The following is a 19,914-nucleotide window of genomic DNA, read 5'->3' as shown; positions in this document are numbered from 1 at the left end:
GTAACGAAATTTTATAAAATAATTCTCAGGTTATTCTATACACAAATTTTGTAATTCTGTAAAATTATTTGATTCCTGAAATTATTTATTTAGGGAAGGAATAGGGAACAGGGAAGAAGAAATAAAAGTGTACATAGCTTCGCAAAAATCAAAAATCAAATATCAGATTTCTGAAAAAATCTCAGCGCTGATGCCGTACTCTCGCCGCTAAGGCTACGTGAACTCAATACTTGTCGGTTCAAGGGAAAAAGGGGAATGGTTCAAGGGAAAGAAAAAACCTTTAACCTTTTCCCCAAAACCTATTTTGAGTGAAAAACGCTATCCCTTGTAGTATAGATATATGACTAATAAGTGTGAATTTATCATTGGATTTTGTCAGTTCTAGAGCAAATAAGCTATTCTGCTTTTAAGTTGCACAATCCCTCATGAGGGCTGTTGACCGTTGACCGTTGACAGTCAACCGTTAACAGTTAACAGCCTTCTTGAGTAGTTATGCAATTTAGGCGCGCATTAGCTTATCTAACTCTCAAACTTTTTAAGAATTGCAGCGATCGCTTCTAGACTAATGGGCTTACTAATGTAGTCATCCATACCAACACTTAAGCACTCCTGGCGGTCTTCTTGGCGTGCATGAGCAGTCATGGCAATTATGCGAGGTTGAGCAGCAGCAGAGAGTTCTTTGCGAATCCGGCGGGTGGTTTCCAAACCATCCATTTCCGGCATCTGGATATCCATAAACACAACATCATATATTTGTCGTTGTAAAGCTTCTAGGGCTTCTCGTCCGTGATTCGCTACATCTGCACGGTAGCCTAAACGCTCCAGTAACTTTAAGGCAACTTTCTGATTTACTAACCCATCTTCTACTAGCAAAATCTTCAGTGGGACATGTTGCACAGTTTGTTTCTCATGTTCTGAGACGCTTGCAATGGATAAGCGGGAGTAAGAAGGGATAGTTGATTTGGGGTCAAGTTGGTTAGAGCCAGCACTACGAATAATTTCTACTAATGTCTGATGTAATTGATACTGCCTCACTGGTTTGTGCAAATAGGCATGAAACTCAGCCGCTATTTGTTTGACTTCTAGAGTTTGTTTACCTTTAGAACTGAGCATCACCAAAGGTAAATGTCGGTGTCTGGGTATGGCGCGGATTTGCGCTGTTAAATTGAGAATATTTAATTGCGGGCTATCAATATCTAATACAGCTAAGTCAAAAGTAGTTTGTTGGCGTATCCAGTGCAGAGCTGCCACATTCGATTCTACAGCTTGGACATATAGCCCCAAGGTCTCAAGTTGAGCAGTTAAGCATTTTCTTAAATTGGCATTAGCAGCAACTAAAAGTAATTTTTGACCACGTAACTCTAAATCAAAAATTATGGTGCTATTAATAGTAGCCGGATCAACTAATAATGTCAGATTGAAATAAAAAGTAGAACCTCTACTGACTTCACTTTCTACCCACATTCTCCCGCCCATCAACTCGCACAAACGGGTGCTGATAGCTAATCCCAATCCAGTACCACCATAACGTCTAGTCATGGAAGCATCAACCTGGCTAAAAGGTTTAAACAGTCGATCCAGGCGATCGCGGGGGATGCCAATACCTGTATCTCTAACTGCAAATTGAAACTCGTAGATTTGCGTTTCGGTGGGTGTAGTACCCCTTTGTAGGACTGAGGGTTGGGCGGCGATCGCCACCACGATTTCACCCTCATTGGTAAATTTCACGGCATTACTGAGCAAATTCCAGAGAATTTGGCGCAGGCGGGTAATATCGCCAATAATTTGCGTTGGGATGTCTGAATCTAATTGATACATCAATTCAATACCTTTCGAGGCCGCCTGGGGAGCCAATAAGTCCAAGGCTTCCTCTATACACACCCGCAAGTCAAAGGGCTGTTCTTCCAGATCCAGTTTGCCGGACTCAATTTTAGAAAAGTCCAGAATATCATTGATAATCGTTAATAAGGCATCGCCACTGTTGCGGATGGTTTCCACAAAATCCAGTTGCTCAGGCTCCAAAGGAGTATCCAAAAGCAGTCCTGTCATGCCGATGATCGCATTCATGGGGGTACGAATTTCATGGCTCATGGTAGCGAGGAAATTACCCTTAGCAATATTCGCCGCTTCTGCGGCTTGCTTGGCAAAGTTCAGCTGTTCATTCTGCTGTGCTAAAAGATAGGCTTGATGAGTTTCTTGCGCCAGTAATTGAGCTTGGGTAAGCGCAATACCCATTTGATCGGCAAGATATTTGAGCAAATCTACTTCCCATTGCGTCCATTGTCTGGGGCGATCGCATTGATGAACAATTAGTAACCCCCACAAATTTTCTCGCACCCGAATCGGTACGACTAAATTAGCTTTTACCTGAAATTGCTGTAAAACTTCTACATAACAAGGCTCTAATGTCGCTTCCCCCAAATCAGCAATCATTGTCGTCTTGCCCTGACGATACAGATTCAGGTATTGTTCTTTCAGACAGGGATCTTCAATGTTGTGACCGAGAGTTACCAACCATCCCGGAACTACAGCTTCTTGAATAATTTTGCCCGAACCATCCGGGTAAATTTGGCAGATAATAACGCGATCGCTCTGCAAAATCCGTTGTACTTGTGTGACTGTTGTCTGGAGAATTTGCGGGGCTTGTAAAGACTGACGAATTTCTTCGGTAATTTGCTGGAGCAGCATAGCACGTTGATATTGCTGCTGTAGGGCTGCTGCTGACTGTTTGTGTTTGGTAATATCCAAATGTGTTCCTACCATTCTCAAGGGTTTTCCTTGAGAATTGCGACGCACCAACTTACCCCGATCCAAAATCCACTTCCATTCTCCAGATTTAGCGAATAAACGTAGTTCTGCTTCATAAACAGGAGTTTCACCCCGGAAATGGGCAATCAGTTTTTGTCGCATTAAAGCTAGATCCTCTGGATGGATCAAGTGATTTTTCGCTTTAATATTGCTTTCTATTTCTTCTGGGGCATAACCCAGCATATAAAACCAACGTGAGCTACGATATACTTCTCCAGTCCTTAAATTCCAATCCCATAGCCCCTCTTCTACGGCATCTAAAGCTAGCTGTAACCGTTCTTCACTCAATTGAAGAGCATTTTGTGATTCCTTCTCTAAAGTGATATCGCGATATTTCCACAGATGACCATAAAATTTTTGCTCACCCACAATCGGAGCATAATCTTGGGCAATAGTTCGTCCATCTTTGAGTTGCCATTCTTGATGTACAACTACTTTCCTTTGCTGATGAACTTCATCTAAACACTGCACAAATTTTTCAGGTTCAGCAAACAGTTGCTTACAATTCTCCACTGCTTGACGACAGTCTAAACCTTCTAAAGCTGCTGCTGGTACAGAAAGCTGAAACTGATCGGACAATTGCTGATTTACTAATAAAATCTTTTGATTTTCGTCTTCTATCAACACACCAAAATCTAAACTTTCGATCAGCGTTCTGAGTCTTGCGGTTGTGGCTGCTAATTCAGCTTGCTGATGTGTTGTGACATCTGTGAGATCTGTATTCTCAGTGTGGAATTTCACAAAATCATCAGGAACAGAGTCATATAAAGGAAAATCATTGACTGGCAAATTTAGCTTTTGCAACTCAGCAATATCCCTCATTTGAGGATAACCATGAAACAGCACCTGATCGGATGCTTCCATATATACCATCTCTCCCTTGAGATGGATTTTATGGTCGTGGGATTCCAAGAGAAATAGCGATCGCTCCCTACAGCTAAGACGAGTAACCTGGAACTGATCTTCTAAGTAAGTATCCGCGATCGGTTCCAGAATACGTTTAATTACTTCACCTACCTGGACAATCTTCATCTCTCTATCGATCACCAGATGAAAAGGAAACAATGTCGTAAATTGGTCGGGGGTAAGGCTGAATTGTCTTAACCCGGTAGCCCGATCATTTGTCATAAGGAATGGGGAATGGGGATTGGGGATTGGGGATTGGGGATTGGGGATTGGGGGGGATGAGGAGGATGAGGGGGATGAGGGGGATGAGGAAGCAGGGGGAGAAATAATTAATTAATGACAAACCCCAAACACCAAACACCCTAGTTACCAATTACCCATTCCCTATGCTCAATTCCCCATACCTAACACCAAAGCCAAAGAATGATATTTTGATCATGCAGTCGCAATCGAACCGAATGCTTGAGTATTTGTCCGGATTTGTGGCAATACAAGTTTTTAGCTTCTACATCTCTTCTAATGAAGTTGGGTTAAGGGGGAAAGGAAAAAGGGGGAAAGGATTGAATTCACCCTTACCCCTTCCCCTTTTCCCAAATCACAAGGGAGATGCAAAATACTGATCCGAACCGTATTGGCATCTCAAAGGGATGATTGTGTTAAATTTGGCATAAATCCGCCCTGCCTATTAACTTTGCTCCTCATTCACTTCTTCCGCAACTTCCGATTTATCGGTTAAAGGTTTGACTACTCGTGCGATCGCTTCTTGGACAAAAGCCTTAATAAATTCATCGCGGCGATTAATTTGAAACTGTCGCTGCACAACTTCTGTCATTCCACCATCGCCCCAATCTTGATCGTGCCGAAAATATTCAATAAAGCTTTTCCCAGCAATTCGAGTTAAATAAGCTGCTGTTACACCTTGAATTGCTCGCCCAATAATAAAAGTAGCTGGGTTGGTTTGTAAAGCTGTAGAAAGTAGTTGAATTGCCCCTTTGACAATTCCTAAACTCGCCAGGGTTTTGGCTAAAGATAGGGCTAATTCTCGCCCCCGTTCCATGTTTAATTCACAACCGTAAATTCTACCGATTTCTACGACCATTTGGGCATTTACCGCCGCAGTCGCTAGTAAATCTACCACTGGTAAAGGTGTAACTGATACCACACCTGCACCAATCCACTGAAAGCGCTCCACGATTTTATCGGCTTGGCGGCGGCGTTGAGCATCGATGAGTTTCCGCGCTTCTTCACCTAATCGCAGAGATTGTAAGAGAATATTATCTGCTACTAAATCTTCACCCTCAGCCCGTAAAATTGCCGCCATTCGCCGCAACAAGGGTACAATATCTGCTTCTGGCTGGAAGAGTTCACCTGTTTCTAATTGGGCAGATTGAGGATTAGCCGCGATCGCTACCACATCGTTAGGGGCAATAAATCCCCGCACCCGTTGACGCAAGCGCGCCAAAATAGATTCTTTATCGTCGTCTGTATATAAATCGGTTTTGTTGAGAATTAACAGCGATCGCTTACCAATTTCCGCCAAACCTCTGAGGGGTTCATATTCCGATCGCCGTAAATCATTATCGACAACAAACAATAATAAATCAGCTTCCGTTGCCAAAGCTCGTGCTAGTTGTTCTCGTTCTGTCCCTGCAACTCCTGCTTCTAAAATCCCTGGGGTATCGGTAATTAATATTTTCCGTTCCAATCCCTTCAACCGTAAACAATAGGTTTCTCCTACCTGGGTAGTGCCCATTGGTGCATTTACCTGTCCCACCATGCGCCCCATAATGGCATTTACCAAGGAAGTTTTACCAGCGCTTCCCGTACCGAATACTACTACTTGGATTTCGCCCCGTGCTAAATTAACTTCAATTTCCCGCGATCGACTAAGTAAAGCTTGTCTTGTGACTTCATCTTGAATTTGCGCCACCTGTTGGCGCACAGCTTGTAAAGTCGAGGAAGCCGCATCAGATTTAGCAGCCGGGATTTGCGCTGGAGTCACGCGCGGACGCTGGCGGCGAGAACGTTTTTCCCCAGCTTGCAACACCATCACATAATAAACAAAAGCCGCAACTAATCCGGCAATCAGCACAATTAACAGCAGCAACAGCAAATTGCCCAGCAGTGGCGAATAAGACAACTGCCAGTAAAGGCGTGACAGGGAATCAATCAGCCATAGGCTTAACCCCAAAATCACTATCAAACCAACAATCAGCGTTACTATGCGCGAGAGAGGCATGGTGAGTATTCAGTAGGCGGATGTTTTTTTATCTTAATGGGGATTTGGGATTGGGGATGAGGGAGATGAGGGAGATGAGGGAGATGAGGGAGATGAGGAAGATGAGGGAGATGAGGAAGAAATTCCAATTACCAATTACCAATTACCAATTACCAATTACCAATTACCTAATGACAAATGACAAACAACAAATGACATTACGTCGGCTTATGATCTAGCTTTGTAGCTTGTTCTAATGCCGCTTTTTCTCTGGAACGGCGGGCATAGGGTTGTAGTTGGGTGCGATCGCAACCTGTAAGAATGCTTAAATTTTCTAAAGTCATACCTCGCATTAACATTTCTACGCGCCAGGTGTGTTGTGCTTGGGCGATGACTGGGGGTTGTCCTTGGGGTGTTAACATTCCTTGTGTCCAGGTTTGCCAATGAGTTTCAATTTCTGATGCAGAAATTGGTTCTCCGAGATTATTAAGAAACATAGCTGTTTGGCTGTCTTTACGACTTTTTAGCCATTTAATTAAGGGATTATTTGTATAGGAGCCATAATGTTTGCCCATAATCCACTGATTTACAGGTACTTGGCGGACTAATCCCGGGGTGGTAATTTGTAAAAAGTGCCCTTGATCGTCATAAATTTGGTGCGATCGCTGTAAGTTAACTATTTCTTTGGCAGATAAACCAGCACCAAATAATACATACACCAAGGCATAATCTTGGATTCCGGCTTTTCTGGCTTGGCGAAAAATTTCGTGAACTAAACTAGCAGGTAAATCAGATACCTCTGTAGTTATGTTAATTTCTGTGGGATTATTGATTGCTAACTCTGGTGAGGGTGACATCGCACCGCGTAAAAACAATTCCACCAAGGTTTCTAAAAAATCATCTCGGTCTTCCCAAAGTTCATGAAATTCGCTAGTAAATTCAATGACGGCATATCCCAACAGCATTCCATTCAGCAAACTTGCTAATTTTTCTGCCGGCAGATAGGTATTTAAATGTCCTTGCTGAATTACCGTAGCTAAATACTGGGCTACATAGCGGTTAGCTTCTGTTAATCCTTTCCCCAAGGCGCGGCGATTTTCTGCGGGGTATTGGTCAGCTTCACCAACTACAGACCTTACTAACTCTGGTACTCGTTCTAATGCAAGCAAGTTATCACTTGCATAGTCTTTCAGGGCTTGATAAACACTACCAGGGGGACTAGCCCGGCGTACCAAAGACTCCCCTAAAGTTTTGAACACAGCAGATTCTTCTAAAACCGCTAATAGCAGTCCATGCTTATTACCAAAATGCCGAAATAACGTGACTTCGTTCACTTCAGCCTTTTCTGCAATTTGGCGCGTTGTCGTACCGCTGACTCCTTGAGCAGTAAATAGTTCCAGTGCTGCTTGAATCAGGCGTTGACGAGCTGAATGGGTGGGAGATGCCATAAAAGCACTAATGCAAGTACTACTTGCATATAATTTTCAAAGTTGTTAGGATAACAAATGTAAGTGATACTTGCTCTACTTTACTGTAACACTCTGATACAGAACGGGTAGATTCCTTGTAGGTTGTGAAGTGTAATAGCCAAATACACCCCATGCAAGAGTACATCCGTAACAAAGCAGATCGCTTAATTACTCATCAACAGGAATTTTTATGGCTGCAAAATCGCTGGCGTTCGCCCCTGAGCAACAAACGTCACTCCGTCTCAGTTGGACGAACGTAGTATTCTTTGGCACAGTTCATGCCTTAGCTTTACTAGCTCCTTGGTTTTTCTCCTGGTCGGCATTAGGTATAATGCTGTTTCTGCACTGGTTATTCGGAAGTATTGGGATTTGTTTAGGCTATCACCGACTACTCAGCCATCGTAGCTTCCAAGTACCCAAGTGGTTAGAATATGCGATCGCAATTATTGGCGCTTTAGCTTTACAAGGCGGGCCGATTTTCTGGGTGGGTGGACACCGCCAACATCACGCCCACACTGAAGATATTAGTCTTGATCCTTACTCTGCCAAACGCGGGTTTTGGTGGAGTCATATGTTGTGGATTTTCTATCCCCGCGCCGAGTTTTTTGATTACGAAGTTTATCAAAAATATGCGCCCGATTTAGCACGTCAACCCTTTTATCGTTGGTTAGATCGCTACTTCTTGTTACTGCAAATTCCTTTGGGAATTTTGCTCTATGCTTTGGGCGGTTGGTCTTTTGTGATTTATGGTATGTTTCTGCGCTCAGTATTACTGTGGCATTCTACTTGGTTTGTCAACTCTGCAACTCACAAATGGGGTTACCGTTCCTTCGATGCAACTGACGACTCACGCAACCTTTGGTGGGTATCTATTGTGACTTATGGTGAAGGCTGGCATAACAACCATCACACTTATCCCCATGTAGCGAAATCAGGATTTTCTTGGTGGGAAGTAGATATTACTTGGTGGAGTATCCATCTTCTCAAGAAATTAGGTTTAGCTAAAAAAGTAATTATGCCTCCGTCTCACAGCACAACACAAGTATAAATTGCTATCAAGTTAATGCATCTACCCAGCCCATAGCGCGATCGCCTGTGGGCTATTTTGATTTTAGATTTTGGATTTTGGATTTTAGATTTGGGATTTGGAATTTCAGATTTTGGATTTGCGATCGCTATCTGTCTGTGACTGTTTATCCTCATACCATTTTGAAAAAAGAACGCGACAGATGGGTAGGGGCACGGCACCAGTAAGATATTTGATATGCCAAAAGATTGCGGATGCCGTGCCCTTACAAAGGATTTATCTTCAGACATTTCCAGAAAATCATACCAAGTTGAAAAAGAATGTGAAAGATTAAAGAGTAAAGCACTGCAGTGCTCTACTCTCTAAATTCTAGAAATTAATTTTTGTTATTCTCTTAACTAACTCCAGCTTCAGCCTTTTCCTTCACAGGTGGTACGTAAGGTTTTTCTGGGCCTTGGGCGAGATATTCTGCTAGCTGACTTTCTATTTGATCGCGCACAATTTGGCGGTATTCCAGAAAATGCTCGTTATGGGCACAGGCTGAGAGATAATGCTCGGCAACTCCGGGGTTACGCTTGATCATGCTAAATAAGTGATGCCAGAATTTCCAGCGAGTTTCGCGTTTAATGCCTTGTCGCCAAATGACAATTAACAACGCTTTAATTACTATCAATTCTGGCCATTTAAATGGTGCTTTCCAACTGGGCGCACCCATCATTAAAAAGCAGCGGTAGGTACGATCCAAATACTTCACTGGATCGTATAAAGCACAAAATGCTTCTATGTATTCTCTGGCAATATCTTCCAGGGGACGGGTAGCAACAAAGTTCATCAAAGTAGTTTGGTTGATGTTGCCGTCTTTGTTTTCCCGTAATCTGCCTTCTTTTTTCAGGCGATGCCACAAGGCTGTGTTAGGTAGCGCTTGTAACATAGCGAAAGTAGTAGAAGGAATGGCAGCTTGTTCAGCAAACCGGACAATGCGATCGCCTGCACCGGCTTTCTCACCATCAAACCCGATGATAAACCCAGCCATTGGCCGCAATCCGGCTTTGATGATGCTTTGTACAGCTTCAGTGAGGGAACTGCGGGTATTTTGAAATTTCTTCGTCAGTTGCAAGCTATCTTCATCTGGCGTTTCAATTCCCAAAAATACCGCCGCAAAACCAGATTCCACCATCAATTCCATTAGTTCTGGATCTTGGGCTAAATCAATAGAGGCTTCAGTATCAAAGCGGAAAGGATATTGATGTTCTTGCATCCAAACTTTTAACTCTTTCAGTAACAATTTCACATTGCGTTTGTTGCCAATAAAGTTGTCATCCACCATGAATACACCCCGCCGCCAACCTAATTCATAGAGGTAATCCAACTCTGCTAACAATTGGGCTGGCGTTTTGGTACGCGGTTTACGACCATAGAGAACGATAATGTCACAGAATTCGCATTGGAAGGGGCAACCCCGCGAAAACTGCACAGACATCATGTCGTAAGCATCAAATTCTAATAAATCAAAGCGGGGTACTGGTGTGATTGTTACATCTGGTTTTTCATCAGTGCGGAAAGTACCAGAGGTTTCGCCCCGTTGAATCGCCTCGACGAACATGGGTAAGGTGATTTCCCCTTCATCGAGAATCAGAAAATCTGCGCCTACATTTTGCACTTCATGAGGTGTCGAGGTGGGATAGGGGCCGCCTACGGCGACTAACTTACCACGCCGCTTTGCTTCTTGGATTTGGTCTAGTAAGTCCTGTTTCTGGACAATCATGGCGGAGAAAATGACTACATCAGCCCAAGCCCATTCTGCTTCGGTGACTGGGCGAATGTTGCGATCAACCAGCTTATATTCCCATTCTTGAGGAAGAATTGCCGCCACTGTTACTAAACCCAAAGGTGGTAACAAAACCTTGCGATCGACTAACGCCAAAATTTTTTCATAAGACCAAAAGGTTTTGGGAAATATTGGATACACCAGCAGGACTCGCATACAGTATCAATCCTCACACTTTGATTGTTATTTCACTTTAACGAAAATCAAGGCTCATTGACTTTTTATCTCACCAGGTTCAGCTGTTTACTCAATTTTTTCCTCAGTTGAGAAAAGTTTTCGTCGCGCACAGACAAAAAGAAGAATGTAATTGTATGGTCTTAAATCTGAGTATAAAGGTTCCAATCAAAGGTGAGATTCCCACAGATATTAGGTATTGATTTCTCATCCAGATTTTACTTCTTTAGGTGGTAGTCATTTAGCTAGATATGATTAGCAGGCAAAATTATCGCCTGCTAATCATAACTTATACCAATTTTAAAAAAGAATGCAACAGATTGTAGAGGCACTGGCACTGCCGTGCCCTCTAGAATATATTGATGTGTCGCAAACATTATTTGATTTGGTATTAGGTACAGGTCAGCCCCTATGGGGAAGTCAAAAGTCAAAAGCCCCGAAATATATTTCGGGGCTTTTACCTTTTTCTTTTTGGTCACAGTCTTGTTTCTACATTTGCATAGGAATCTCAATTAAAAATTCAGTTCCTTCCCCTAATGTAGAAATACAATTGAGTTGCCCTTGATGCCTTTCCACAATAATTTGATAACTGATTGATAACCCTAAACCAGTTCCTTGACCCACAGGTTTAGTAGTAAAGAATGGATCAAATATCTGTTTTTGCACCTCTGGAGTCATACCTAGTGCATTATCTTTAATACTAATTAAAACCCTATCTTCTTTAACTGAAGTTTTAATTATAATAGTAGGAATAGCAGTGGTAGATTGCCAACGTTCTATATTTGCTTTTAACGCATAAATTGCATTATTCAAAATGTTCAGAAATACCTGATTTAATTGGTTGACATAACAACTAACCTTGGGCAGTTGTCCATAATCTTTAATTATCTGAATATTAGGTAACTGACTATTGATTACCAATTGATGATTCAGAATCATTAATGTATTATCTATACCTTCATGAATATCTACCGACTTAGTTGTTGCTTCATCTAGTCGTGAGAAGTTACGCAATCCTAAAACAATGTTTTTAATTCTCTCACTACCTACTGTCATAGATTGCATCAATTTAGGTAAATCTTGACATAAATACTCCAAATCGATAGCTTTGATTTTGGATACTATAGTAGGATTTGGTTCGCGATACTGCTCTTGATAAACTGCAATTAAATTTAGTAAATCATCGATATACTGATTTGCATATTCGAGATTACCAGCTATAAAACTAATCGGATTGTTAATTTCATGGGCAACCCCTGCTACCATTTGTCCAAGACTAGACATTTTTTCACTATGAACCAATTGCGCTTGTGTTGTTTGTAGATCTAGTAGCGCTCTTCTTAATTCAGTCGTGCGTTCTTCAACTTTCCGCTCTAATTCATTATTAGCCTTTTGCAGAGCTTCTGCAGCTCTAGCTGTTTCTGTGGCAATACTAGCAATATGAGTAGCTGTTTTCAGAATTTCTAAATGATGCGGAGTCGGATGACAGGGAAATTTATGAGATATGGCAAATGTCCCTAAAACTTCACCACTTTGTGAAGTAAAAGGTGATGACCAACAAGCTCTAATATTGTAGCTCAAAGCAAAATCTCGAAAATCAGCCCATAATGGATCATTAGCAATATCATTAACAAATACTGTATCTCCTCTATAAGCTGCAGTTCCACAAGAACCACAATTTTCACCAATCATCAAACCATCAACACCTTTAGCAAATTCCTCTGGTATAGTTGGTGCTGCTCCTCCCCGCAGTCGGCGTTTGTCTTGATCTACAACTAAAATTGAGCAATAAGCTCCAGGTAATTGTTGCTCTAATAAAATACACAGATTATTAAAAATTTCATATAAGTTAACTCCAAAGGCAACTTGTTCTAAAACCTGACTTTGGGTATACACTAATGCTTCTGATAGCTTGCGTTCAATTGCGGTAGCTAAAACATGGGTTACAGATTGTAGAAAATGAATATCTTCAGGAGAAAAATCTCTTGCCTCAGTAGCATATACTTCCAGAAAACCTAAAGGTTTAGTCGCACCAGTAATTAGTACACTTAAACCAGCAACACTGTCAGGTGGAGAAGGAATAGCAAAATGTTCTATCTGACAAGCGGCTGTATTGATATTAATAATTTTTTGCCTCTCGTCCAAGATTTTTTTTAATCCTTGATTAATTCCCACATGAATTTCATAAGCATCTGTGGTTAAAGACGATTCTCCAAGACTAGCTACTTTACGCAGAGAATTTCCATCTGAAAGTACTTGCCAAATTCTACTATATTTAATATTTAATATTTGAGATACTAAGGCTACTGTATCTTGGAACAAGTAGGACAAGTCAATTCCTGATAATGCTTTTTGTCCTAGTAAATTTACAGCAGCTGCATAGCTGACATTAGTTGATAAATTATCAATGTTATCCCAGTTGTTTGATTGTTCTGTTTGGCTTGATGTAGGAAAATTTAATTTCATAAAATAATATTATTTTAATGTATATATTCATATTTCCCTAAAAAAGACTCTAAAGTTGATATGATTATCAAAAATTTAAAATTAAAGGCTATTTATCAAGTAAATATTAAATAGGTATTGAGTTAGGTCGAGGGTGAGTATTAAGCGGTTCCATATTTAACTTGCATAATTGGGCGGGCAAGATGCCCACCCCACAATAAATATACAATTTCAGATTATGCAAACTAGATGTGGTTTAGCTTATCTCTAACAGTTACGAAGACGACAAGTGAGCTAATGTACTGCTGTATAAGCCTTCTAGTCCTTAAACAGCTGAGATAAAAGCCTTGTTTGTGGTCAATGCAACCGACCAGTTCCTCGACCTATGCTTGACAATATTCCCAGCAACTATCTATTCTCTAATGTCTTTTCACACCACTAATTTTCAAGACATCACTCATAGTTGCACAGTAATTTGGTAAACCAAAACTGGCGGGATTGATAGCGTTTTCGTAGGTAAAATGGCGATAGTTCATGCAGAATCTATCCCAAGCAGCCATTTGAATGCGGAAGACGGCAATAATTAGATTTGCCAATGATAAAGATAGCGGAAGGCGAAAATAAATCTTTTTACCTAGATAGGCGCAGAGTTGTTCTACGGCTTGGTTAACAGTTAATTTCTCTTGACCTAAAACAAACTTGCGGAATTCATTTCCACTAGAGGGATTTTCAATTAAATATTTGACTGTGGTCGCAATGTCTTTGCCGTGGATAAAGTGGAAACTACCATCGGTTTGCAAAAATCGAATTAAATTGACGTATTTTGTAACTTCAGGAATCCCGGCTGTTAAATGAGAATAGGGTTTATTCGCATCACCACCCAAAACCAAAGTCGGAAAAACTGTAGTAATTTTCGGTGCGATCGCCAGTTTTGGTAGTTCCTGTAAGCAGTGATACTTAGAACTGACGTAATCTGTCCCTATTTCCCCGGCTTCTTTGAGTGGTTGATTGTGATGACTTAAAACGCTAGCCGTAGAAAAATAAATCACCTGTTCGCATTTTTCTGGGTCTAGCAGCTTCAGCAATTCTAGAGTTTTATTGACGTTAATATTAAATGTTTGCTCTCCACCCCAAGCCGTGGCTGTTAGCACCGCCACATCAATTGTTGAGAGTAAGTCAGCGAACTTGCCAATTTCTTGCATATCACCTTGCAATACGGTGATACCTGGACGCGCCTGAAGATTAACTTGGAGTTTACTGGGGTTTCTCACTAGGAGATACAGTTCGTAATCTGTTTCTTGAATTAAGGCTTCACTTATGTAGTGACCTATACAGCCACTTGCACCAGTCACTAAAATTCGTTTCTGACTCATAGAGAGTTTTAAGTTTTATTTATTTAATTTATTTAGTTGTGTGGAATGAATTTTTAGTTCCCAATGTCGCCTCAACATCAGAATATAAATTTTCTTCGTGTCTTGGTGTCTTGGTGGTTAAAAATGATTTTTTCACCACCAAGACACTAAAACACGAAGAAGAAAAATGTACAACAGATTGACAATTGCCTAAACTAGTGCATTAAGTTGCTTTGCTGTTTCAAAGAAGAAAGCAACATTTTCTTCTGGAGTTTCTGGTAGTACGCCATGACCGAGGTTGAGAATATGGCCCCAGTTACCAGCTTTGCGAACAGTATCAAGGATGCGATCGCGAATAAACTGTTTGGAACCAAATAATACACCAGGGTCAAGATTTCCCTGAACTTTCACGTGCTTGCCTAATCTGGCCCTTGCATCTGCCATGTCTACTGCCCAGTCTACAGTCACAATATCCGCACCAGATTGTGCCATTCTTTCCAGCACGCCTGCACTACCGCTAACTAACAAAATTAAGGGTGTGTCGGGGTGGGTTTGCTTGACTTGTTCAAAAACCCGTCGCTGATATGGCAAAGCAAAGGTGTCATAATCTTGAGGACTTAATTGACCTGCCCAGGAGTCGAACATTTGGACAACTTGAGCACCACAGTCAATTTGGTAGCGTGCGTAAACTGCGATCGCATCTGCTAGTTTTTCTAAAAACTGATGCAGAATTGTCGGGTCAGAAAACGCCATATTCTTGATGATGGAATAGGTTTTAGAACCTTTTCCTTCTACTGCATAAGCAGCTAATGTCCACGGCGCACCGACAAAGCCTAATACCGTTGATTGATTCCCTACCTCTTGACGCAACGCCTGCAATATGGTTTTTATAAACGGCAGGGATGCTTCGGGTTCAAAGGGACGCAGGTTATCTACTTGTTCTTGAGTGCGAATGGGCGAGTGAATAATTGGCCCTTTACCTTCCGCAATGTCCATGTCAATGCCTAAACCAGGCAATGGCGTTACAATGTCGGAGAATAAAATCACCCCGTCTGGTTGAAAGGCTCTCCAAGGCTGTAGGGAAACCTCAATCGCTACTTCGGGAATTTCTGAGCGATCGCGGAAAGAAGGATACTTCTCCCTTAAATCGCGATAAGCTTTCATGTACCTTCCCGCTTGTCGCATCATCCATACTGGAGGACGGTCTACTACTTCACCACGAGCTGCCATGAGGAGTCTAGGAGCTGTTGAGGAAACACCCATTTAACACTTCATCCTAAGTCACTTTTTTATGCCACTGTTTAGCTTATCATTCTGAGATCACGCTTTTTCAGGAGGCTGGTCTCACTCTACTCTCTGCTTAACTTAACTTCATATGCAAGCGAATTCCAACACTTCCTCTCCTGCTGCATCGACTCAGAACGCTCCCAAATCCAGAAAGTTTTTGATCCCGCGTTCTCAAACTCGAAGTTTCTTGATCAAATTTACCTTCATGACCTGTGTGGGATGGGTTGTAGGTGGCCTTGCCAGTATAGCTTTAGAAAAGCTGCTAGATAGCGTTTCTCCTGCTTTTTTTCCAGATTCCCAAATGTGGATGAACTTTGCTAACTACCTCAGCAGCGTTGTCTTTGCCTTAATTTTCGCTGCCGATCAAGCCTTGGTAATACGGCAATATGTATCTGGTTGGTGGTGGATGTTAGCTACTAGCATCGGTTGGCTGCTATCTAGTAGCGTTGCTACAGCTTGGATTAACTATATATCATCGATTGCTGCATCTTTTAACGAAACTTTACCTCCTGAGGCGGTGGTAGTTTTAGGATTCTTGTCTACGATTTCCTATATTATTTCCGGTGTTTGGCTAGGACTTTGCCAATGGTTGGTGTTACGACGCTACACAATTAACGCTTGGTGGTGGAATTTTTTGCCAGCAGTTGCCTTCTTCTTCATCAGTACTTTAATTTGGTTGCTTTCTTTATTGCAAAATTTTATTCCCGAAGCCTACCGGACTTCGATATTGTATTGGAATGGGCAAGGATTTACAGCATTCATTCTGGGCTTTATTCCCGCAATTGGCTTGTGTACTTTAAAAAGAAAACAAAACCACAAGAATGTTATTCCTAGTTCATCCTAAGGTTATTAGGCAGCATTTAGCTGCTTATTTCTGATTTATAAGCATAATTTTGATGTCTCAGAATAATTTTTTACAAAATCTTACTAAACCACCAGTTGCTGACCAACACCCAGAAGTTTTAGAGTTACATGGCGATCGCCGCATCGACAACTACTTTTGGTTACGTGATGTTGATAACCCCCAAGTTATAGCTTATTTAGAAGCAGAAAATAGTTATACAGCAGCGATGATGCAACACACAGAATCGCTGCAAACCAAGCTCTACAATGAAATGTTGGCGCGGATTAAAGAAACTGACTTATCTGTGCCTTATCTTAAGGATAATTACTACTATTATTTACGGACTGAAGAAGGTAAAAATTATCCAATTTATTGCCGTAAAAAAGATAATTTATCAGCGCCAGAAGAAATACTTTTAGATGAAAACGAACTAGCTAAAGGACATGAATTCTTTAGTTTAGGCGTATTTGACATTAGCCCTAATCATCAAATTTTAGCTTATTCTGTTGATACTAGTGGTTCGGAGCAATATACTTTATTTTTTCTAGATTTAACCACCCATCAATTATTATCAGAAACTATTCCTGATACTTATTTCTCTTTTGCTTGGGCAAACGATAATCAAACAGTATTTTATACCAAAATTGATGATGCCAATCGTCCCTATCAACTATTTAGCCATATATTAGGAACTACTCCTGATGCAGATGTTCTCCTCTATGAGGAAGCAGATGAGCTTTATCATTTATATGTGGATAAAACTCGTAGCCAAGCATATATTTTGATGAGCTTAAGAAGCAGCATAACTACAGAAGTTCATTATTTAGATGCAAATCATCCTCAAGGGAATTGGCAATTAATTCACCCCCGGACTACGGGAATGGAATACGATGTTGACCATCATAGCGATTACTTTTACATTGTGACTAATGATGAGGCTACTAACTTTAAATTAGTAAAAACCTTAGTCGCTTCGCCCAGTAAAGCCAATTGGCAAACTTTAATTCCCCATCAAGAAGATATTTTGTTATCAGGAATTAGTTTATTTGCAAATCATTTAGTAATTTATGAACGCAAAGGTGGGTTAGAAACTGCGAGAGTAAAAAACCTAGCTACAGGAGAGGAAAGTAATATTACTTTTCCTGAGCCTACCTATGAATTTTATGAAGGCAATAACCCAGAGTTTAATACTACCATTTTGCGTTTTCATTACACTTCATTTATTACACCGCAATCTGTGTTCGATTACAACATGGAAACACAGCAGCGGGAGTTAAAAAAAGAAACAGAAGTACTTGGTGGCTACGACAGAACTCAATATCAAAGTGAGTGGCTCATGGCTACCGCCAACGATGGGACAAAAATTCCTATCTCGATTGTTTACAAACAAGGAATTAAAAAAGATAGCCAAAATCCCTTATTACTTACAGGTTACGGCGCTTACGGTTCTTCTTACCCAGCCACATTTTCCTCAAATCGCCTGACATTGCTAGATAGAGGAATTTTGTTTGCCATTGCCCATATTCGTGGTGGGGAAGAAATGGGACGAAAATGGTATGAAGATGGCAAATTTTTACAGAAAAAGAACACCTTTACAGATTTTATCGCCTGTGCGGAATATTTAATTAATGAAAAATGGACAGCGAGCGATCGCCTAGTGATTACAGGCGGTAGTGCAGGCGGCTTATTGATGGGCGCAGTTATGAATCTGCGTCCCGAACTATTCAAAGCAGTAGTCGCCCATGTTCCCTTTGTCGATATCGTCACGACAATATTAGATACTTCATTACCCCTCTCTGCAATGGAATGGGAAGAATGGGGTAATCCCAACGATCCAGTGTATTACGACTACATGAAATCCTATTCGCCCTACGATAATGTTGAGGCGAAAGATTACCCAGATATGTTGATTACTGCTGGCTTAAATGATTCTCGTGTCAAATATTGGGAACCAGCGAAGTGGACAGCCAAACTCCGAGAACTCAAAACCGATAACAATATTCTCCTGTTAAAAACCAATATGGGTGCAGGACATAGTGGCGCATCTGGGCGTTATGAAAGCTTGCGCGAATTGGCTTTTGAGTATGCTTTTATTTTGGATAGGCTGGGACTAGGGACTGGGGACTAGGGACTGGGGATGAAGGGGATGGGGGAGACATGCAATTCCAAATTATGTCTTGTTCCCTCTCACAAACACCCAAGGCTCAACACCCAACTATCTATCTTTGTTATTATCCCAAATTAGTTCTAACCGTTCTTGAGCTGTTTTTAACGCTTGTTCCGCATTAGATTTACCCATTAGCGTAGACTCAATTGCTCTACCTAGACTATCAGAAAGACGACTATAGCCAGCAATAGTTGGTCTAGCATTAGCTACAGGCATTTGATCCATAAATACTTTTAACCAAGGCTTTTGTTGCAGGTATTGCTGATAAGCAGCACTTTCGGCGGATTTAATATTCACAGGTAAAAAACCTGTACCTATACTCCATTCTGTTTGAAATTCTTCGCTTAAAACATACTCTAAAAACTTGAGTGCAGCTTTTTCTCTTTCTGGTGTTGTCTTCATCACATACAGGTTTCCACCACCTATTACTGTAGCTTGGCTTGTATTTGCAGGTATGGGAAATACTGCATAATCAACATCAGACTTTGTAATATAAGTCCAGGGGCCTGTAATTTGCATCGCCACACGCCCTGCAATAAAAGCATCCTCTTCATAACCCCGTTCTGGAGGAGAAAGAGTTGCTGAACCATCTTTTAAGAGGTCTTGCCAAAATTGTAAGGCCGCGATCGCCCCAGAGTTAGTTAAATTAGGTTGATTATTTGTTAATATTTCGCCGCCAGCACTCAATAGAAAGGGAAACCAACTAAAAACTGTCCATTCTCCTTTTCCTAAAGGTAGTAACATTCCGTATTGTTCTGGTCGGTTGTCACCATTACGATCTATAGTTAGTTTTTTGGCTACTTGTCGTAATTCTTGCCAAGTTTTGGGAGTTTGGGTAATTCCCGCAGTCTGGAACAGCTTAGGGCGGTAAAAAATGCCGATATTACTGGTGTAAAGAGGAACTGACCACAAGTGACCGTCCAATTTTAATTCATTCAGCGCATTGGGAATTACTTCCGACTTGAGCGGTAATTTGTCTAACCAATCTTCTAAAGATTTGACTGCTTTTAGTTCGACAAACTGACCTGTCATTTGGGGATAGAATGTCAAGATATCTGGAGATGAATTACCAATAACTGCTGTAAGTATCTTGGGTAATTGTTGGTCTAGTTCACCGGCAAAAATAGATTCTACTTGTATATCACTATGAGTCTTATTAAATTTATTTACTAGTTTTTGAAATACTTCCCGATTTACAGGGGGGTTAATACCTTGCCACAATGTTAAATGAATAACATCGTTGGCTTTTTGTACTGAATTATGGCAACCATATAACAATACTAGACATAAACTGAGTATGCTCCCTAGAAGTAGAAGCTGCCGTACAAACACATGTAATCGACAAAAATAACTAAGAATTTGAGATATCAAAACTTTCATCTTTCATAC

11 protein-coding genes are annotated in these 19,914 nt (G+C 41.1%); 3 read left to right on the top strand and 8 right to left on the bottom strand.

The window, feature by feature from the left end; genetic code table 11:
- Positions 1 to 519: 519 nt before the first annotated feature.
- From HG267_RS02350 to HG267_RS02340, 3 genes are all read right to left on the bottom strand, one after another.
- Entirely contained in the window at positions 520 to 3,936 is a 3,417-nt protein-coding gene (locus HG267_RS02350; protein ID WP_045870877.1) for a response regulator, read from the bottom strand.
- Positions 3,937 to 4,399: 463 nt separating this feature from the next.
- Entirely contained in the window at positions 4,400 to 5,953 is a 1,554-nt protein-coding gene (locus HG267_RS02345; RefSeq protein ID WP_045870878.1) for a YcjF family protein, read from the bottom strand.
- A 197-nt stretch (positions 5,954 to 6,150) separates the two neighbouring features.
- The gene (locus HG267_RS02340; RefSeq protein ID WP_045870880.1) at positions 6,151 to 7,380 is read right to left on the bottom strand and encodes a TetR family transcriptional regulator; all 1,230 of its coding nucleotides are present in this window, start codon (positions 7,378 to 7,380) and stop codon (positions 6,151 to 6,153) included.
- A gap of 211 nt (positions 7,381 to 7,591) precedes the next feature.
- Between HG267_RS02340 and HG267_RS02335 the strand changes: the two genes are divergently transcribed.
- Positions 7,592 to 8,449, top strand: coding sequence for an acyl-CoA desaturase (locus HG267_RS02335; RefSeq protein ID WP_045870881.1), 858 nt, complete (start codon positions 7,592 to 7,594; stop codon positions 8,447 to 8,449).
- 373 nt (positions 8,450 to 8,822) lie between these two features.
- On the opposite strand, the gene HG267_RS02330 is transcribed toward HG267_RS02335, so the two are convergent.
- The 4 genes from HG267_RS02330 to hemE form a co-directional block, all read right to left on the bottom strand.
- Positions 8,823 to 10,412 carry a B12-binding domain-containing radical SAM protein gene (locus HG267_RS02330; RefSeq protein WP_045870882.1) on the bottom strand — a complete coding sequence of 530 codons (1,590 nt, stop codon included), beginning with the start codon at positions 10,410 to 10,412 and terminating at the stop codon, positions 8,823 to 8,825.
- A 507-nt stretch (positions 10,413 to 10,919) separates the two neighbouring features.
- A complete protein-coding gene (locus HG267_RS02325; protein WP_052335212.1) occupies positions 10,920 to 12,896 on the bottom strand; it encodes a GAF domain-containing protein in 1,977 nt (658 codons plus the stop codon).
- 398 nt (positions 12,897 to 13,294) lie between these two features.
- Complete coding sequence (locus HG267_RS02320; RefSeq protein WP_045870884.1) at positions 13,295 to 14,248, bottom strand: NAD-dependent epimerase/dehydratase family protein; 954 nt, start codon at positions 14,246 to 14,248, stop codon at positions 13,295 to 13,297.
- 189 nt (positions 14,249 to 14,437) lie between these two features.
- Positions 14,438 to 15,490 (bottom strand): uroporphyrinogen decarboxylase, encoded by a 1,053-nt coding sequence (gene hemE, locus HG267_RS02315; protein WP_045870885.1) that lies wholly within the window; start codon positions 15,488 to 15,490, stop codon positions 14,438 to 14,440.
- 112 nt (positions 15,491 to 15,602) lie between these two features.
- Here hemE and HG267_RS02310 point away from each other — a divergent pair, with 112 nt between their 5' ends.
- Positions 15,603 to 16,358 carry a hypothetical protein gene (locus HG267_RS02310; RefSeq protein WP_045870886.1) on the top strand — a complete coding sequence of 252 codons (756 nt, stop codon included), beginning with the start codon at positions 15,603 to 15,605 and terminating at the stop codon, positions 16,356 to 16,358.
- A 52-nt stretch (positions 16,359 to 16,410) separates the two neighbouring features.
- A complete protein-coding gene (locus HG267_RS02305) occupies positions 16,411 to 18,486 on the top strand; it encodes a S9 family peptidase (RefSeq protein ID WP_045870887.1) in 2,076 nt (691 codons plus the stop codon).
- An 87-nt stretch (positions 18,487 to 18,573) separates the two neighbouring features.
- Here the strand turns inward: HG267_RS02305 and HG267_RS02300 are convergent, their stop codons facing one another.
- Positions 18,574 to 19,905, bottom strand: coding sequence for an ABC transporter substrate-binding protein (locus HG267_RS02300; RefSeq protein ID WP_045870888.1), 1,332 nt, complete (start codon positions 19,903 to 19,905; stop codon positions 18,574 to 18,576).
- Positions 19,906 to 19,914: the final 9 nt, after the last annotated feature.

The organism is Tolypothrix sp. PCC 7601 (assembly GCF_025677855.1).
Lineage (GTDB): Bacteria > Cyanobacteriota > Cyanobacteriia > Cyanobacteriales > Nostocaceae > Aulosira > Aulosira diplosiphon.
Note: the sequence above shows the minus strand (reverse complement) of the source record. Positions and strands in the feature narration are given on the sequence as shown.

Excerpts from the sequence above, each read along its gene's own strand:
- HG267_RS02350 (WP_045870877.1), bottom strand. The coding sequence starts at position 3,936 with ATGACAAATGATCGGGCTACCGGGTTAAGACAATTCAGCCTTACCCCC.
- HG267_RS02345 (WP_045870878.1), bottom strand. The coding sequence starts at position 5,953 with ATGCCTCTCTCGCGCATAGTAACGCTGATTGTTGGTTTGATAGTGATT.
- HG267_RS02340 (WP_045870880.1), bottom strand. The coding sequence starts at position 7,380 with ATGGCATCTCCCACCCATTCAGCTCGTCAACGCCTGATTCAAGCAGCA.
- HG267_RS02335 (WP_045870881.1), top strand. The coding sequence starts at position 7,592 with ATGGCTGCAAAATCGCTGGCGTTCGCCCCTGAGCAACAAACGTCACTC.
- HG267_RS02330 (WP_045870882.1), bottom strand. The coding sequence starts at position 10,412 with ATGCGAGTCCTGCTGGTGTATCCAATATTTCCCAAAACCTTTTGGTCT.
- HG267_RS02325 (WP_052335212.1), bottom strand. The coding sequence starts at position 12,896 with ATGAAATTAAATTTTCCTACATCAAGCCAAACAGAACAATCAAACAAC.
- HG267_RS02320 (WP_045870884.1), bottom strand. The coding sequence starts at position 14,248 with ATGAGTCAGAAACGAATTTTAGTGACTGGTGCAAGTGGCTGTATAGGT.
- hemE (WP_045870885.1), bottom strand. The coding sequence starts at position 15,490 with ATGGGTGTTTCCTCAACAGCTCCTAGACTCCTCATGGCAGCTCGTGGT.
- HG267_RS02310 (WP_045870886.1), top strand. The coding sequence starts at position 15,603 with ATGCAAGCGAATTCCAACACTTCCTCTCCTGCTGCATCGACTCAGAAC.
- HG267_RS02305 (WP_045870887.1), top strand. The coding sequence starts at position 16,411 with ATGTCTCAGAATAATTTTTTACAAAATCTTACTAAACCACCAGTTGCT.
- HG267_RS02300 (WP_045870888.1), bottom strand. The coding sequence starts at position 19,905 with ATGAAAGTTTTGATATCTCAAATTCTTAGTTATTTTTGTCGATTACAT.